We start from the raw sequence: 17,827 nt of genomic DNA, 5'->3' as shown, positions 1-17,827 counted from the left end.
GGTCTTGCCTAATTTTTTTTAGGATTTACGGGAGTGATTTGGCGTGGGAGCTTAAATTTGACTTTCGCTCTTGATTTGACCTGAAAGCTTTTTTAGTTTAGCAGTCTCTTACTAGATGAGCCAGTTTTATTCTTTTGGGGAAATTAACTAGAAACTCAGATGCTAGGACTAACTAGAAACTCTAAATAAGAAAGATGGCTATCTAATTATACTATCCGGCTACAATCTAATAGTATAAATCATTTATTAATTTTTGTCTAGTATTTTTTTTGCTATGTTTATGGGGTGCTGAGGTGGGGGTGGACGATTTTGCCCAGATTCTGACTTTGAATTTGCTAAATTATGGAAAATATGCAGCTTCATTTAACTCAATCTACGACTAGAGAGTGAATAATAGAGATATCTCGGTGGGATAGGAAGAAAATCTATGGCACTAATTACTACTGGCAACAGTTTCATCCGCAATTTGGAGAAATTTGGGGCGTTGGGTGTTTATGTCCCTCTGGAGGGGGGCTATGAAGGTCGGTATCTCCGCCGATTACGGGCTGCTGGCTATGTTGGCCTGCATATTACTGCTAGGGGACTGGGTGATGTGGCTGCTTATCTGACTCAAGTTCATGGTGTCAGACCACCTCATTTAGGTAAAAGAAGCAACAGTAGTGGTGCGGCTGTGGGTGATGTATATTACTTACCACCAATGATCAGTTCTCATTTGGAACAACTACCACCTAAGTCTAAGGGTTTGGTGTTGTGGATTATTGAGGGATATATTCTTTCTGATCAGGAAGTTGAGTATTTAATGAATTTGCCTAAGTTAGAACCACGGGTTAAAGTGGTAATTGAGCGAGGTGGCGATCGCACTTTCCGCTGGACTCCTTTGGAAAAGACACTGTTAGCTAGTTAAGCGAATTACAAAGAGATTACAAGGGTGGGGAAACCCCACCCCTACAGTTTGTTTGGGGATATCTTAATTCTGTATTTCCTGTTGTACCCAAGCACGAAAGGATTTACTAGCTTGAACTTCATCTATTTGGCAATCTTGCAAAAATTGATAAAGTTTTGGTTTGGTGATTATAGAAAATGTGGGACTTTTTTCTCCTTCAACATATTGATGATTTTGAAGTTGATAAATTTGCAATATTTCACCGTTATAACGCCAAAATTCGGGTACACCCATGCTGGCATAAAAGTTCAGTTTATTGATGTCAGTATGAGTAATATCTACTTCTACAATTAGGTCGGGTGGAGGATCTTCGTTTAAATCAACTTTTTTACCTGCTACTTGAGGTTGATTTTGAATGTAATAACAGTTATCAGGTTCAGCACTTCTTTGTAAATCATCACGATTTAAGGTAGTTGAACCCATTGTTTTTATTTTTAATCCACTTTCTTCTACCAAAATGCGGATGAATAATTCAATTAATCTGGTAGCACTTTCATGTTCTTCTAAAGGCATGGTAATTTCTAGTGTTCCTTGATCATAGATAAGTCGAGAAGAACGACTTTGCCCTAGTGCTGCTAAAATTTGCTGATAATTTTGCCAAGTAATGTTGTGAAAAACTACTCTTTGTTCTGCTGGGGTAGTTTCCTCGATAATTTTGTTTGGTTTAGTTGTTGTACTAACCATATATGCCTTCAAATTTAGCTTATATTAGTATTATACTGTTGATTTTATTTTATACTTTATTGTAGCGGTTCTCGGTTGAATAAGATACAAGAACCCCACCCCCAACCCCCTCCCCGCAAGCGAGGAGGGGGCTTATGATGTATATCGTTCAAGTGCATACCGCGATAAGTAGCTGTTGAATACAAAAGTGAGAAATGAGTGAATTTGAATTTGTCTACTCCATTACAATTAATTGGGCGTTCTGGAGAATTTCAGCGCATTATTGAAATACTTGCTAAAGATGGTGATTTATTGATTACTGGAGTTCCTGGGAGTGGGAGACGGACTTTAGTTAGGGGTGCAGCACAGGAAGTTAATACAGTTATGTTGGAAATAGACTGTATTCGGGCTACAGAAGCGGAAAGATTTGTGCAATTATTGGTAGAAGCAATTAGTGAAAACTGGGAAATAGGAAAAATTCAAAAGTGGGTGCATCAAAATTCATTAGAATTTTTTGAATTTAATTCTGAAAACCAACTCAAATTGATTCGTTCTTTAGAACAAAAACAACTTTGGCAAGCCTTCGCCAATTTGTTAAAATTGTTAGAAATAATGGCGGTTGATTTAAATCAACGCATATTGCTAATTTTAGAAAGTTTTCCCCATATTCGTTCTTGGGATCGTCAAGGTTTGTGGGAAACTACATTTAGACGGGAAGTTAAGGCTTATCCTCATGTTAGCTATGTTTTAATAGCCACTATTGCTGAGTCTAGCCAACATCCAGATGATACTAATGATCCGCTAGAAACTATCCAGTTAGCACCTTTATCTAAAGATGTTGTGGCTTTGTGGGCTAGAGAAATTTTACATACGGAAGGCTTCACGTTTGACTGTCATAGTCAAGCCTTACAGCTATTTCTAGAGGCTGTAGAGGGACATACTGGCGATGGTATGGCGATTATTCGGCGGTTATCTGCGTCGCGTTGTGCAGATGGTTTAATTAGGGAAGAAGATGTCCAAAAGGCTATATCAGGACTGTTGAAAGATTTATCAATGATTTATGAATCTTTGTTGATGTTGTTACCAGCAAATCAGGTACATTTATTAGAATCTTTGGCTATTGATCCGACTGATAAACCGCAGAGTAAGGAGTATATTCAAAAGCATGGACTTTCACGGGGTGGAAGTCTGCAAGGTGCGTTAATTGGTTTACAGCACAAGGGTTTAATTTATGATGCTGAACATGGTTATCGGTTAGCTATGCCTTTGTTAGCTTTGTGGTTAAGAGAACGGTTGGGTTGATTTTGTTTCTCACGCAAAGGCGCGAAGGAAGAAGGTTATGATTCTAGTAAAAATTCCGTTTCTAATATTTCTGTGATTGCATAATTACAATTTTCTGGAAAGGTTTCATACGGTAGGTTGGTTTCTTTGACTGCTAAGTTAATTCCGTCTTGATAACTTAATAAAAAGGCTTCTTCTAAATAGGATTTTAAGCTGGGACTATCTGCTAATATTCGGTTGATTTGAGTCTGTTGTTCTCGAATTGTTGCTAACCAACTATTACTACGTTTTTCTGGTTGATATTGCCATTTTAATAAATGTCCTAATAACAAGGCTAACTGATTAGTTAATTCTCTTCTTTCTTGTCTTCCCAATGTTTCTATCTCTTCAATTAAGTTGAGTTTATCTAGTGTTTCCCATTTTTCTTCTCTTAGTAGTTGTGCTTGTGTTTTTGTCCATCCATAAAAATCAGAATTGTACAGTGTATTCATGGTTTTTACCTGTAAACTACTATATAAGATTTAATTGTCTGAATCAGGATTTTCAGGATGTGAAGTTGTCTGAATCAGGATGTCCAGGATTTTAGGATTTTCAGGATAGGAATTTGTCTGAATCAGGATGTCCAGGATTTTAGGATTTTCAGGATAGGAATTTGTCTGAATCAGGATGTCCAGGATTTTAGGATTTTCAGGATAGGAATTTGTCTGAATCAGGATTTCCACCGATTTTAGGATTTTCAGGATAGGAATTTGTCTGAATCAGGATTTCCACCGATTTTAGGATTTTCAGGATAGGAATTTGTCTGAATCAGGATTTCCACCGATTTTAGGATTTTCAGGATAGGAATTTGTCAAGCTGTGTTGATAGCGATCGCTTATGCTAGAAAATATATGTATGTCTTATTCCAATTTAACAACAGAGACTCAGAGGAGGAAAGGGAGTATGGAAGAGTTATTAATGTTAAAAGAATTATTGCATGAGGGAAAAGTTTTAGAAGCTTTGGATTTGGTGGAAGAGTTAGAGGAAATGAGTAAGTCTGATAAGTTAAATAAGATTTTTAGTTATGGGATTATTTTGTTATTGCATTTGATTAAACAAGGGGCTGAAAAACGTTGTACTAGGTCTTGGGAAACTTCTATTTTTAATTCTGTTAAGCAAATTCAACGCACTAATCAACGTCCCAAGGATAAGGGTTTTTATTTGCAAGAGGATGAGTTATTAGAAACTTTACAAGATGCTTACCAATCGGCTTTAAGAAAGGCTGCTTTGGAGGCTTTTGAAGGGAGATATACAGCAGATGAATTGGGGGATTTTGTTAATCAAGATGAGGTTATTCAGGAAGCTATGGATTTGATTTTGGGAGGAGAGAATTAATTTTGTCTGAATCAGGATTTCCAGGATTTTAGGATTTTCAGGATGTGAATTTGTCTGAATCAGGATGCTCAGGATTTGAGGATTTTCAGGATGTGAAGAATATTAATTTGTCTGAATCAGGATTTCCAGGATTTGAGGATTTTCAGGATGTGAAGAATATTAATTTGTCTGAATCAGGATTTCCAGGATTTGAGGATTTTCAGGATGTGAAGAGTATTAATTTGTCTGAATCAGGATTTTCAGGATTTGAGGATTTTCAGGATGTGAAGAATATTAATTTGTCTGAATCAGGATGCTCAGGATTTGAGGATTTTCAGGATGTCAAGAACATTAATTTGTCTGAATCAGGATTTTCAGGATTTGAGGATTTTTAGGATGTGAAGAATATTAATTTGTCTGAATCAGGATTTTCAGGATTTGAGGATTTTTAGGATGTGAAGAATATTAATTTGTCTGAATCAGGATTTTCAGGATTTGAGGATTTTTAGGATGTGAAGAATATTAATTTGTCTGAATCAGGATTTTCAGGATTTGAGGATTTTTAGGATGTGAAGAATATTAATTTGTCTGAATCAGGATTTTCAGGATTTGAGGATTTTTAGGATGTCAAGAACATTAATTTGTCTGAATCAGGATTTTCAGGATTTGAGGATTTTTAGGATGTCAAGAATATTAATTTGTCTGAATCAGGATTTCCACCGATTTGAGGATTTTTAGGATGTGAAGAATATTAATTTGTCTGAATCAGGATTTTCAGGATTTGAGGATTTTTAGGATGTGAAGAATATTAATTTGTCTGAATCAGGATTTTCAGGATTTGAGGATTTTTAGGATGTGAAGAATATTAATTTGTCTGAATCAGGATTTTCAGGATTTGAGGATTTTTAGGATGAAAGAATAATAAACTAGAAATATTTCTAAAGTTCCCAAGAATTAAATAATCTTCAGTTGCATTAATAATTTGTTTTACTAGAGTATTAGCTTCATTATTTGCAGAGAAACATCCCACTTTACATTCTGCAAAAATGGTAAGTGTTTCTTGTAAATCATCTACTAATTGCTGACTATCTAAATTTGAAGTAATGAGTGCTGACCAAGTATTTCCCTTTGGTTGTGAGCCAATTCGCTGTAAAAATTCATCAATAGAAAGTGATGTAAGTAAATTAATCATTTTAACAATAGCTTTAAACTGGTATTTGTTCTAATATTTGTTTAATTGCTGGATGAACTGCATAACTTATTTTTGGCTCTCGATACTCCAAAATCAGTCTTCTTACCAGTAATCTCAAATCTTCATCAGTTCTAGGAATAAATGTTTTAGTTTTGATAACTTGCTCAAGAATATTTAACTCTTTATCTGAAACTCCGAGTAGTTGACTTCTACTAAAATCATCAACAGCCTTTAACACTTGTTTTTGTCCTACCTGATTTTCTCCTGACAGATATGTTTCCTCAATAGATGCTTGTGTCAAAGTAATGAAGTCTCGTAAAACTCCACCAGAAGAGAGAATCAATACTCTAATTGCAGATTTTTCTATAAAATCTTCAGATGAGCGAGTTTGAATAATTTCTTCAAAGAAATTATAAGCTTCTAAATCATTTTCTACATCAAAGAATGGCTGATAGCAAAAGTAATCTAAACTGTTATCAACTGTATCACGATAATTACCATAGATTGCAGTTAATGAACCTACTAATACTAAACCAATACCCACAGATGATATTGCTTTTGCATCAGAATACACAAGCTGCATAAAGACTTTAGTATCGTCTAATCTATCAAGTCCATCAAATAAAAAAACGATATTTCCATATTTTTCAGAAGCAGCTTTACTTAATTTGCTAACCAGTTCTAGTAACTCTAAACTGATACCATATCCTTCTGATTTTTTCGGAATAATACCTTTTCTGCTGATCAAGTCTGAGTCGTAGTTATCATAGTCATCATTGTGATCATAGTAGTATGTATAACCATTTGCCAGATTACGAATTGAATCTATAGATTGTATAATATGTTCATCTTCACTATCTTCGATTAGTTTAGCAAGTTCTAATCCAGCGATCGCAGTGAGAACACCACTTGTTATTTTAGAAATATCTGTATATAAACTAACGTCTACATAGATTGCATGGGTATCTTCTATTTCATTAATTTGTTGACAAGCAACTAATAATTGAGTTGTTTTACCAGATCCAATTCCCCCTAAAAGAAGATGTGAAGAAGATGGACGTAGTGCTATGCGACCGGAAATAGTATCTACCAGTAATTTTCCTGGTGCGTGAACATAATAACCGCTTTCAATTGCTTCAGATGGATTTGCTGCACCTTCAAAAGCTGCCATTCTTTCTCGAAAAAGCTTTAGTCGGTTTGACATATAACTGAAACTCCCTATTTATAAAATTGTGCGGACTGTGAGAAATAGCTGAATATATTTAATGACTATTTTAAATATATAACAGTTTTACTTCTCACTCCTCACTACTAAAACCGTCCATTCCCCTGAATGATGTGCTTCACAGTGGTTAAAGTCTCCAAACTAATAAATCCCCTGCGATGTCCTTTTTGATTGGACATTCCTAAAAATACAGCTTCTCCCCGTGAGGAATGACGGGAAAAGCGAGGGGAAGCATTAATGTAAGTAGAGGCACTATTTACTCCTAATGCAAATTGGCGACTTTCTTGGTAGGATTCGGTAACGATACTGTCAGCATGACTGCTACTATAGTGATTAATCCAAGCGATCGCACTTTCTAAACTATCTACTAATTTAAAAGCTACTGTTTTGGTTAAATAAGGTATTCCCCATTCTTCATCCTTTGCTAATTGTAATTGAGGAAATGCCGCCACTAATTCCGCATCACCTTTAAGTTCAAAACCTTTTTCTTTTAAACTACCCCACAGCACTGATAAAGAAGAAGGTAATGCCTGACGATGAATTAATACTTTTTCAATGGCATTTACTTGATCTGGTTCACTTTCATGGCTATCCATAATCATCCAGCGGATCATTTCTAAGCTGCTATTCACTGACCAGTACAGGTAACAATTGCCCATTGCTGATTTTAAAACTGGGCAAGTTGCTTGTCTAACTACCTGTTGAATCAAACTGGAACGTCCGTAGGGAATAACTAAATTTAAATACTGATCCTGGGTGACTAAATCTCGGATTGAAGCACCATGTTCATCGGTGATTAATTCTACAGAACCTTCTGGTAAACCGACTTTAGTAATAGCTGTTTGCAGTGCGTTAGCGATCGCTGTATTAGAATTACTAGATTCTGTACTCCCTTTGAGAATAATACTATTGCCAGTTTTTATACAAAAACCAGCAGCGATCGCCCCTAGATCCGGGAAAGCCTCATAAATAAAAGCAATTACCCCTAAAGGCATTAACTGAGTATAACTTTGAGAATCCTCCTGTTGATAATCAGCAGTTCTTACCCGTCGCAAAGGATCAGATAATTCTCCCAATCGTTGAAGAATCTTGATTGTATTCTCCAACCGAGAAGGAGTTAACTTCAACCAGTCCAAAATTAATTCGGGAACTGCCATTTCTCGACTGGCTTCCAAATCCAGGGTATTAGCTTCGAGAATTTCATCAAAATCATTTTCTATCGCTTGTGCCATTGCTAACACAGCGCGACTCCTCTCTATTCCCTTAGTCGTTCCCAATTTCAGGGAAGCCTGAAAAGCGCGTTTGGCACTTGTCATAGGTTCGGGGTAATCATCAATCACTTCACCTATCATGGGTTATCGTCTGTAAGTAAGCCAGACCATTAGTGCGGGTAGAATTGCCAATAGTATCGCTACCATTGCCCAAGCGAGAATACTGGAACTCGTAGCCAACCGCAGGGCTAATGGTAGCCATATAATGACTAACACAAAAATAACGCTTAGTGCTATTGGTAAATAACTTTGTCCTAAGCGAGGTTGAACAACTTGCCAAGTATTACCTTTCCAGCGCCAAGCCCGCTTATAGGGATGGGTGGTAGTAAGTTGTTCTAATACATATCCATTTCCTTCGACTACAAAAATCTGCTGACAGCGATCGCATCCGAAGGCTTCTGTTAGTACAATAGGAATTAACTGTCCTTTGCGACGACAAGGACAAGCATATTCCGTATTTAAATCAATTTTATCTGGTTTTTGAGGTTGCACAAGCGAGCTAAATAACTTGGGCGGTTTTTACATTATTCCTCAATTTTCCTGAAAATCAGCACGGGTAAACCTAAAATTACTTCTAATGATATAGTTCGGAAAGTCTACTAAGAGAACTTTACAAAAAAATTATCCAATTTTGTGGGATGGGCATCCTGCCCGTCCTTGTATTATTAGCAGACTGTTTATGCCTGCACTACAAGAGAATCTGGAATATTTTCCATCTACTAAGTTAGTAGATATGGAAAAGCAGTTAGTCTTATTTTCATATACTTTCTTTAACTAAAAAGCGGGTGATGGGATTCGAACCCACGACATCAACCTTGGCAAGGTTGCGCTCTACCACTGAGCTACACCCGCGTTTTCACCAATAAATTTATTATTCCAGATTTACTCTCAGTTGTCAACCCCTAAATTAAATTCTTTTTTCAGGGGGGTAGAGAGCAGGGTGCAGGGGGAAATAATTTTGCCACTGACAACTGACAACTGACAACTGACTAACTCGCTAAATTCGGGCGTAATTGACGCATGAGACTAGCCATTTCTATGGCATTCATGGCATATTCCCAACCATAATTACTCTTAATGCCGGCTCGTTCTAATGCCTGTTGCATGGTATCTGTGGTCAAAATACCAAAAATTACAGGTACACCTGTTTGGAAACTAGCCGCAGCAACGCCTTTAGAAACTTCTGCCGATACATAATCAAAATGTGGTGTTTGTCCTTTGATCACTGCACCAAGGCAAATTATGGCATCATAACGCCCAGACATGGCTAACTGACGGGCTACATTAGCAACTTCAAAACTACCGGGAACCCATACATAATCTACTTGCTCGCCTTCAGGGTCAGGATTGATACCGTGGCGTTTTAAGCAATCTTTACATCCTTCTACTAGTTTCAGGGTGACAAGATCATTAAAGCGAGCGATTACCAATGCAAACCGAAAAGACTCGGTTTGCAGAAAATTTCCTTCAAAAACTGCCATAACTGCCTCTAAATAAATTTACAATACAGCACTTCCTTTGTGTTATGAGGTACAAGAACCCCACCCCCAACCCCCTGACAAGTGTAGGTTTTTTACATTGTCTTGAGGACAAGACTTGGTGGACAAGGTAGACAAGGTGACAAGGGAGGAAAACCGGACAAATGAATGTATAGTTAGTAACAAAATAACCCATGAATTGAGTATTTTGTGGATAAAATCCTCCTTGTCTACTTTCCTTCCTTGTCTTCCCGGTCTGGCCTTTACAGAGAATATTAAAAACCTACACCTGTCAGCCCCCAACCCCCTCCCCGCTCTTCGATAGGGGGCTAAGATGTACCTCATAAGAGCGAAAACCGCTGTAACTGCTTTACTAATATACTTTTCCATAATCAAAATAGAAGAGCAGGAAAGCACAATCAGGAAAAAGTCGTTTAGAAAAAGAAAGATTTTTCTTTTTTGACTCTTTACTGAGCTTTTCTGCTCACAAGAATGTTTATGGTATGCGTTAGTGAATAGTTAAAGCGTTCGACTAAACCACAAAAAAGTTTAATATACCAACTAACACGACTAAAACCGTCCAAATTCCCGAACCAACCCAGAGTAGTTTTTTAGATTCTACCCAATTTTGAGGTGTGGCGTAAACAACGGGTACACCAACCACAAGCACGAAGGAGAACAAGACTAATGATATTAAAGCGATTTGAAATACTATGCTCATTTTGTTTTTCCCAACATAATTAAATCTTAGTTACCCAGAACTGCTACTGTATAAAGAGTCTGGGTTTTTCAGTGAACCTTATGAACTCACAAGGCATCGCCTGATCAATTAATATTTTACGTCTGCTTTGTCACAGTTGCTCACTTCTAATCTTGCAATCTGTTTTTTTCTTTTGAGAATTGAGAAAATGATTAAGATAGAAATTATATTCTCTGTTACCTTCTTTCTTTTCCTTCTTTTCTTCTCCTTCTTCCTCCTGACTCGGTGACTCCTACATAATATATGGATTTAATTCTTTGTCACACAACTGCTGACTTTGACGCTTTGGGGGCAGCAGTGGGGTTAACTTGTCTCAAACCAGGAAGTAAAATCGTTTTGACTGGGGGAGCGCATCCTCCTGTACGGGACTTTTTAGCGCTACATCGAGACGAGTATCCGCTGATTGAAAGACGTTCGGTAAGTCCTGAAAAAATTCGCTCTTTGATAGTTGTAGACACTCAAAAGCGCGATCGCCTGGGTAAAGCCGCTGAATGGTTCGATTTAGCCAATGTCCAGCAAATCATAGTTTATGATCATCATCTTGGACAAGATCGGGATATTCCCGCTACTCAATTATACATTGATGAAGTGGGTGCTACAACTACTTTGATGGTAGAAGAATTACAAAAAAATAATATTTCTTTAAATTCTGCCCAAGCAACCGTTATGGCTTTGGGTATTCATGTTGATACAGGTTCATTAACATATAAACAATCTACAGCCAGAGATGCTTTAGCTTTAGCTTGGCTAATGCAGCAAGGAGCAAATTTATCAGTAATTTCTACTTATCGTGATCCTGGTTTATCACCACAATTACAACAATTATTAACTACAGCTTTAGAAAATTTACAATATCTATGTTTACGAGGATATACCATTGCTTGGATAATACTAAAAACCGATGGTTTTGTCCCAGGTTTATCAGGTTTAGCTTCAGAAATTATTGATTTAACAGAATCTGATGCTGTCCTGTTAGCAAATGAATATTCTTTAGATGAAAATGATTTACGGTTAACAGTAATTGGGAGAACACAAATTCCTCAAACAAATCTTAATTACTTATTTCAACCTTATGGTGGTGGAGGACATTCTCAAGCGGCATCTTTCAACCTCCGCACCACAGATTCACAACCAATTTTACAACAACTATTAGATAGTTTAAAAGCACAAATTCCTCATCCTCCCACAGCCAGAGATTTGATGTCTTCTCCAGTGCGAACAATTCGTCCTGATACTACTATAGCTGAGGCACAGCGGATTTTATTACGTTATGGACATTCAGGTTTATCTGTAGTTAATAGTCAGGATTTATTAATCGGAATCATTTCCCGTCGTGATTTAGATATTGCTTTACACCATGGTTTTAGTCATGCACCAGTTAAAGGTTATATGACAAGTAATTTAAAGACAATTACCCCTGGTACTTCTTTACCAGAAATTGAATCTTTAATGGTAACTTATGATATCGGCAGATTACCAGTATTAGATGATGGGCAATTAGTTGGTATTGTTACTCGCACCGATGTTTTAAGAGAATTCCATCAATTAACAATTAAAAATTTAGAATTAACAACTGAAAGTTATACTCAAAATTTAGGACTGAACAGTAAATTAGAAAATTGTCTCACTCCTCAACTTTGGCAATTACTAACTATAGCATCTCAAGAAGCTGAAAAACGAGGTTGGCATCTTTATTTGGTGGGTGGTGCAGTTCGAGATTTGCTATTAGCAGAAACAGAAACTCATGCTTTGATGATTAATGACATTGATTTAGTAGTTGATGGTTTTCATCAAACAGCAAATGTGGGTGCAGGTGTAGAATTAGCTAAAGCCTTACAGAAAATTTATCAAAATGCTAGGTTAGAAATTCATGGTGCTTTTCAAACTGCGGCTTTATTATGGCATAAAGATCCAGTATTAGATTCATTATGGGTAGATATTGCCACAGCAAGAACTGAATTTTATCCTTACCCCGCAGCAAATCCAGAGGTTGAAGCTAGTTCTATTCGTCAGGATTTATATAGAAGAGATTTTACGATTAATGCAATGGCTTTGAGATTAACTTCTCCTCGTGTTGGTGAATTATTAGATTTCTTTGGTGGTTTGATAGACTTACAAAATCAGCAAGTTAAGATTTTACACGCTAATAGTTTTATTGAAGATCCGACGCGGATTTATCGTGGTGTGCGTTTTGCGGTGCGGTTTGGATTTTCTCTAGAACCACAAACAGAAACTTATATTCGTTATGCGATAAATAGCGGAGTTTATGACCGTACCAGTCAGGAAAATAGTAAAACTCCGGCTTTACAAACTCGGCTCAAAACTGAATTAAAATATATATTAGCAGCACCTTATTGGCAATCTGCCTTGGAATTACTTGATGATTTAGGGGCTTTACAATGTATTCATCCTTCCTTAAAATTAGATACAGAACTTTCTCGGCAATTAAATTTATTAAAACACTGTTTAAGGAAATTCGATAAAAAACAAACTTTAATAAATTGGCAAATGCGTCTAGAAGTATTAATTGCTTATTTACAACCAGAATATCGGGGAAAAGTAGCTAAAAATCTGCAATTAGTTGATGATAGTATTATCCGATTACAGAATTTATCTCAAATTAAATCTGAGGTAATGAGATTATTACCTACTTTTGAAAAACCTAGTCAAACTGTTTATTTACTCAGAAAATATGATTTGCAAACTTTAATTTTAATTGCTTTACAAAGTCACAGGAAAATTAGAAGACGCATTTGGCAATATTTAACAAACTGGCGAAATATGCAACCGCTATTAAATGGGAATGATTTAAAACAGTTGGGTTATAAACCTAGTCCCCAATATAAGCAAATGCTTGATGATTTATTAACTGCTACTGTAGATGGTATAATTAAAGATAAAGCTGAAGCACAAGAATTTTTAGCTCAGTATTATCCTCGGTAATTAAAATTGAAAATATGAGGTTGATATGCAAATTCAAACATCCAGCAAATACTACACTCCAGAAGAATATTTAGAACTAGAGGAAAAATCAGAAGTTAAAAATGAATATATAGACGGAGAAATTATACCAATGAGTGGTGGAACTACAAATCATAATGAAATAGCAGGTAATTTTTATCTACATTTTAAATTAAAAATGCGGAATCAAAATTACAAGATTTACATGGGTGATGTTAAGTTATGGATGTCACGTTATCAAATCTATACTTATCCAGATATTATGGTAATTCAAGGAGAACCAACATATCAAGGAACTGGAATTACTCAAGTTACAAATCCGTTAATGATTGTAGAAGTGTTATCTAAATCAACGATAAATTATGATAAAACTGACAAATTTAGATTTTATCGTTCTCTTCCTGAATTAAAGGAATATATTATGATTAATCAATATGAATATTTTATTGAACAATTTGCTAAAAATGCCCAAGGACAATGGGTATTGACTGAATATGAATCAGTGAATGATATATTGTCATTAAAATCAATAGATTTTCAAATTCCTTTTAGCGATATTTATGAAGGTGTGAATTTTCAGTAGGTTGGGTTGATGCTCATGTTACCCAACATTATAATCTGTCTGAATCAGGATGTCCAGGATTTCAGGATTTTCAGGATTTTTTTAGTATCTAGATTTAGCAGATTGGAAGATTTACATAATTTTGTCTGAATCAGGATGTCCAGGATTTTTTTAGTATCTAGATTTAGCAGATTGGAAGATTTACATAATTTTGTCTGAATCAGGATGTCCAGGATTTAAGGATTTTCAGGATTTTTTTGGATCTGGATTTAGCAGATTGGAAGATTTACATAATTTTGTCTGAATCAGGATATCCAGGATTTAAGGATTTTCAGGATTTTTTTGGATCTGGATTTAGCAGATTGGAAGATTTACATAATTTTGTCTGAATCAGGATGTCCAGGATTTAAGGATTTTCAGGATTTTTTTGGATCTGGATTTAGCAGATTGGAAGATTTACATAATTTTGTCTGAATCAGGATGTCCAGGATTTAAGGATTTTCAGGATTTTTTTGGATCTGGATTTAGCAGATTGGAAGATTTACATAATTTTGTCTGAATCAGGATGTCCAGGATTTAAGGATTTTCAGGATTTTTTTGGATCTGGATTTAGCAGATTGGAAGATTTACATAATTTTGTCTGAATCAGGATGTCCAGGATTTAAGGATTTTCAGGATTTTTTTGGATCTGGATTTAGCAGATTGGAAGATTTTCAGGATTTTGTCTGAATCAGGATGTCCAGGATTTAAGGATTTTCAGGATTTTTTTGGATCTGGATTTAGCAGATTGGAAGATTTTCAGGATTTTGTCTGAATCAGGATGTCCAGGATTTAAGGATTTTCAGGATTTTTTTGGATCTGGATTTAGCAGATTGGAAGATTTTCAGGATTTTTTTAGTATCTGGATTTAGCAGATTGGAAGATTTACATAATTTTGTCTGAATCAAGATGTCCAGGATTTAAGGATTTTCAGGATTTTTTTAGTATCTAGATTTAGCAGATTTGAAGATTTACATAATTTTGTCTGAATCAAAAAAATTTCTGACTAAAAATAATTTAATCCTCGACATCTTGAGTCAAACATTGTTATCATTATTGACAAAATTTTCAGATTACCAGAATTTGGTGGTCATCAAAAATGTTTAAACTCATCATCCTAAAAATCCTGAAATCCTGGAAATCCTGATTCAGACATATTATTTAAACTTATCATCCTGAAAATCCTAAAATCCTGAAAATCCTGATTCAGACATATTATTTAAACTCATCATCCTGAAAATCCTGAAATCCTGGGAATCCTGATTCAGACATATTATTTAAACTCATCATCCTGAAAATCCTTAAATCCTGGAAATCCTGATTCAGACAAAATATTAGTTTTAACATAAATTAACTCTTAACAAAATCCTGACTCTCACAATTAATCATCCTGAAAATCCTTAAATCCTGGAAATCCTGATTCAGACAAAATATTAGTTTTAACATAAATTAACTCTTAACAAAATCCTGACTCTCACAATTAATCATCCTGAAAATCCTTAAATCCTGGAAATCCTGATTCAGACAAAATATTAGTTTTAACATAAATTAACTTTTGATAAAATCCAGACTCTCACAATTAATTATCCTGGAAATCCTGATTCAGACAAAATATTAGTTTTAACATAAATTAACTTTTAATAAAATCCAGTTTAAAAAACCATAAAATTAGGTGAACACAGAAAAACTCTGTATTCACCCCAAAGATTATATTATACCTCTTCCTCCCCAATTATCGGCAGTAAATGTTCATATAACTGCATCGCTTGTAAACAACTATTAATTCCCGCAACTGCTGAATTATATTCCTGAATTTTCTCCTGAACCTGACTCAACAAACGTTGATTATTAGCAATCTTTTCCTCAGCTTCTTGTTGCAAAGTCTTCTCTAAATAAGCCCGCGCATGAGGATATTGTTGTAAAATCTCATCAGCTTGTTTTTCCCCCATTGGTAACAACTGAATTTTGATCGTTTGGTTGATAGTTTGACGGAAGGATTTACGAATTGTATTGGAAACTTTGGGTTCAAAGTCTAACTTCAATAATTGTCTAATTGCAGGTTCAGCTTCGACTATACTATCTGCACCATAAGCTTCCGATGTTTGTTCTAATACTTGTCGAAATTGATAGATAGAAAATGTCCCTTCATTGTAAAATCTGGGACTTTCTCTAACAAAGCGATCGCATTCTACACTAGCAGCACTTACCAAAGCTTGAGAAACTTGTTTTTCTATCATTTTTATCTCTGCTTCAATTCCACCATCATTCCCTAACAAACGATATAATTGACGGTAATATTCTGACTTTCTGATCTTTTCCATTATCTGTTGGAATAGATTATCAGTCACTTGTTTACAAGACTCTATTAAAATGTCTTCCAACTGATTTGATAGGTAATAAAAAGCCTCTACTAAAATAGCTAATAAAGGTGCTGTTGAGTTACGAGGATGACTTGAAGTTGCACGTTTATAAGCATCAGCCACAGAAAATGTATCGAGTAATTCATCAAGACGACGAATCATTTTTGATTGTAATAGTCGAAAATCATTTTCAAATTCTTCACAGTTATTATTGATTAACCTATTGACTTCCTCATGAATATGTTGACTAAAATCTCTCCCAACTTGTTGAAGTTGCTGATTTAATTTTTGCAACTCATATTCTTTCATACTCTCAATTTCTCGCGGTTGACTATCTAAGTCAATTTGCACACTTTGATAGTGTTTTTTGATTTTGATGCAAATATCTTCTAAATCATCAGCGAGATTTTTAAATAACTGGGGACGTTTTTCTTCAGTGAGATAGCGAGTAATTGAAGTACGAAAGTCTTCAATTCCACTATCTTGAATCAGTTGGTTAATTAATGCTGTTCCTTGTTCGCTTAAAATTCTCACATAGTTTTCATTAGGAGTTTCAAAGCTATTAACAGAAATGCGGAATTGACTAGGTGATAATTTCCCAGAGTTAGCACAATAACGGTTAAACTCATTAATAAATTGCGGTGTTTCTTCTGTACCATCTAAACTTTTAACACTTTCGGTGAAAATCGAATCCAAACCAAATCTATCTAATCTCGTTGTTTGTTTTAATTGACTTCCGTAAAAACCTAGCAAACCACTAGTTTTATAAACTCTGCTAGTATCTCGAAATTGACTATTAATTAAGTTTTCTAAACGTTGTCTGAGTTGGTTATTGTACCAAGTTTCATCTATGCGATTAAAGATATAAAAAACCCTATCTCTAATCCCTGCATTTTCCCGCATAGTTTCTAATAGTTCTGTTTCTTCTTTTGTCATATCTCCTGCTGACGCAGGTTTGAGAACACACACTACTGCTGACGTATCTGAATGTTGAATTTTTGCATAAGTTAATTGTGCATCTTTTTCTATTGGTGCATCAATTCCTGGTGTGTCTATAATCACGTTACCATCTTCTAAAAGTGGATGATAACAATAATATTCAATTCGTTTCAAAACTGCGCTATTACTACCTCTTCGCGCATATCCTGCGGCTTCTTTGAGGTTTGTAAAATTAAATTGTTCCATTGAATATGTCGCATTATTAATAGTATTAATGCGATCTCTATTTCCTACATATCCATCTAACAATAAAATCAACGCTTTTGCTTGTTTTGCACGTTCTGATTTACTTTCTCCTCCTTCTTTTTTAATAATTTCTTGACAACATTTATACAATAAATCAATTACATCAGGTTCATTGATCTTGTCTACAGTATTAAATCCCAATTGTTGACACAAAAAAACCGCTTGTTCTCGAATTTCTACTTCACTCAAAAAGGTTAAAACAACTCTTTCAGAATCTACCGGTGCATATTCAATTTTACATTCTGTCCCAGTCGCGTGTCCTTCAGCACTATATAACAATTCTCTCTCTAAAAGTGCATTAATCAACATTGATTTACCCGCACTAAAAGCACCAGCAAAGACAATTTCAAACTTGGGAGAAATGGCTTTATCCAAAGAAATTTGCACAGATGTGATATCTTGAGAACGCAAAGCTGCTTCTTGGTGTAAAAGTTGGAGAATTGTCTCAACTTGTACTTGCAATTGCTGACACTGGGGCATTGAACTTGACATAT

General features: G+C 35.4%; 15 protein-coding genes and 1 tRNA gene. 6 read left to right on the top strand and 10 right to left on the bottom strand.

Annotated features, from left to right (window positions below; genetic code table 11):
• Positions 1 to 427 precede the first annotated feature (427 nt).
• Positions 428 to 904, top strand: coding sequence for an NAD(P)H-quinone oxidoreductase subunit N (locus EZY12_10990; GenBank protein ID QSX70039.1), 477 nt, complete (start codon positions 428 to 430; stop codon positions 902 to 904).
• Between the two features lie 63 nt (positions 905 to 967).
• On the opposite strand, the gene EZY12_10985 is transcribed toward EZY12_10990, so the two are convergent.
• On the bottom strand, positions 968 to 1,627 hold the full coding sequence (locus tag EZY12_10985; GenBank protein QSX70038.1) for a Uma2 family endonuclease: 660 nt from the start codon (positions 1,625 to 1,627) through the stop codon (positions 968 to 970).
• Between the two features lie 198 nt (positions 1,628 to 1,825).
• On the opposite strand from EZY12_10985, the gene EZY12_10980 reads away from it, so the two are divergent.
• Entirely contained in the window at positions 1,826 to 2,908 is a 1,083-nt protein-coding gene (locus EZY12_10980) for an ATP-binding protein (protein QSX70037.1), read from the top strand.
• A gap of 35 nt (positions 2,909 to 2,943) precedes the next feature.
• On the opposite strand, the gene EZY12_10975 is transcribed toward EZY12_10980, so the two are convergent.
• A complete protein-coding gene (locus EZY12_10975) occupies positions 2,944 to 3,378 on the bottom strand; it encodes a DUF29 domain-containing protein (GenBank protein QSX70036.1) in 435 nt (144 codons plus the stop codon).
• 451 nt (positions 3,379 to 3,829) lie between these two features.
• Between EZY12_10975 and EZY12_10970 the strand changes: the two genes are divergently transcribed.
• Positions 3,830 to 4,261: a DUF29 family protein gene (locus EZY12_10970; protein QSX70035.1), complete on the top strand. Its 432-nt coding sequence runs from the start codon at positions 3,830 to 3,832 to the stop codon at positions 4,259 to 4,261.
• 44 nt (positions 4,262 to 4,305) lie between these two features.
• Positions 4,306 to 4,635: a hypothetical protein gene (locus EZY12_10965; GenBank protein QSX70873.1), complete on the top strand. Its 330-nt coding sequence runs from the start codon at positions 4,306 to 4,308 to the stop codon at positions 4,633 to 4,635.
• A 470-nt stretch (positions 4,636 to 5,105) separates the two neighbouring features.
• Here EZY12_10965 and EZY12_10960 read toward each other — a convergent pair whose 3' ends face one another.
• The 7 genes from EZY12_10960 to psbZ form a co-directional block, all read right to left on the bottom strand.
• Positions 5,106 to 5,432 carry a hypothetical protein gene (locus tag EZY12_10960; GenBank protein QSX70034.1) on the bottom strand — a complete coding sequence of 109 codons (327 nt, stop codon included), beginning with the start codon at positions 5,430 to 5,432 and terminating at the stop codon, positions 5,106 to 5,108.
• Positions 5,433 to 5,445: 13 nt separating this feature from the next.
• Positions 5,446 to 6,636: a hypothetical protein gene (locus tag EZY12_10955; protein QSX70033.1), complete on the bottom strand. Its 1,191-nt coding sequence runs from the start codon at positions 6,634 to 6,636 to the stop codon at positions 5,446 to 5,448.
• A gap of 107 nt (positions 6,637 to 6,743) precedes the next feature.
• A complete protein-coding gene (locus tag EZY12_10950; GenBank protein ID QSX70032.1) occupies positions 6,744 to 8,009 on the bottom strand; it encodes a glutamate-5-semialdehyde dehydrogenase in 1,266 nt (421 codons plus the stop codon).
• A 3-nt stretch (positions 8,010 to 8,012) separates the two neighbouring features.
• Positions 8,013 to 8,420, bottom strand: a complete 408-nt coding sequence (locus EZY12_10945; protein QSX70031.1) for a hypothetical protein — start codon at positions 8,418 to 8,420, stop codon at positions 8,013 to 8,015.
• A gap of 288 nt (positions 8,421 to 8,708) precedes the next feature.
• Positions 8,709 to 8,780 (bottom strand) — tRNA-Gly (locus tag EZY12_10940).
• Positions 8,781 to 8,917: 137 nt separating this feature from the next.
• The gene (locus tag EZY12_10935) at positions 8,918 to 9,409 is read right to left on the bottom strand and encodes a 6,7-dimethyl-8-ribityllumazine synthase (GenBank protein ID QSX70030.1); all 492 of its coding nucleotides are present in this window, start codon (positions 9,407 to 9,409) and stop codon (positions 8,918 to 8,920) included.
• A gap of 529 nt (positions 9,410 to 9,938) precedes the next feature.
• Positions 9,939 to 10,127 (bottom strand): photosystem II reaction center protein PsbZ, encoded by a 189-nt coding sequence (psbZ, locus tag EZY12_10930; GenBank protein QSX70029.1) that lies wholly within the window; start codon positions 10,125 to 10,127, stop codon positions 9,939 to 9,941.
• 282 nt (positions 10,128 to 10,409) lie between these two features.
• Between psbZ and EZY12_10925 the strand changes: the two genes are divergently transcribed.
• Together EZY12_10925 and EZY12_10920 are read left to right on the top strand one after the other, a co-directional pair.
• Complete coding sequence (locus tag EZY12_10925; protein QSX70028.1) at positions 10,410 to 13,109, top strand: CBS domain-containing protein; 2,700 nt, start codon at positions 10,410 to 10,412, stop codon at positions 13,107 to 13,109.
• Between the two features lie 25 nt (positions 13,110 to 13,134).
• Positions 13,135 to 13,710, top strand: coding sequence for a Uma2 family endonuclease (locus tag EZY12_10920; GenBank protein QSX70027.1), 576 nt, complete (start codon positions 13,135 to 13,137; stop codon positions 13,708 to 13,710).
• A 1,730-nt stretch (positions 13,711 to 15,440) separates the two neighbouring features.
• Here the strand turns inward: EZY12_10920 and EZY12_10915 are convergent.
• A complete protein-coding gene (locus EZY12_10915; protein ID QSX70026.1) occupies positions 15,441 to 17,825 on the bottom strand; it encodes a dynamin family protein in 2,385 nt (794 codons plus the stop codon).
• Positions 17,826 to 17,827 lie beyond the last annotated feature (2 nt).

Source organism: Dolichospermum sp. DET69 (assembly GCA_017355425.1).
In the GTDB taxonomy this organism is placed as follows: domain Bacteria; phylum Cyanobacteriota; class Cyanobacteriia; order Cyanobacteriales; family Nostocaceae; genus Dolichospermum.
The sequence above is the reverse complement of the archived record's forward strand: the minus strand, read 5'-3'. Positions and strand labels throughout refer to the sequence as shown.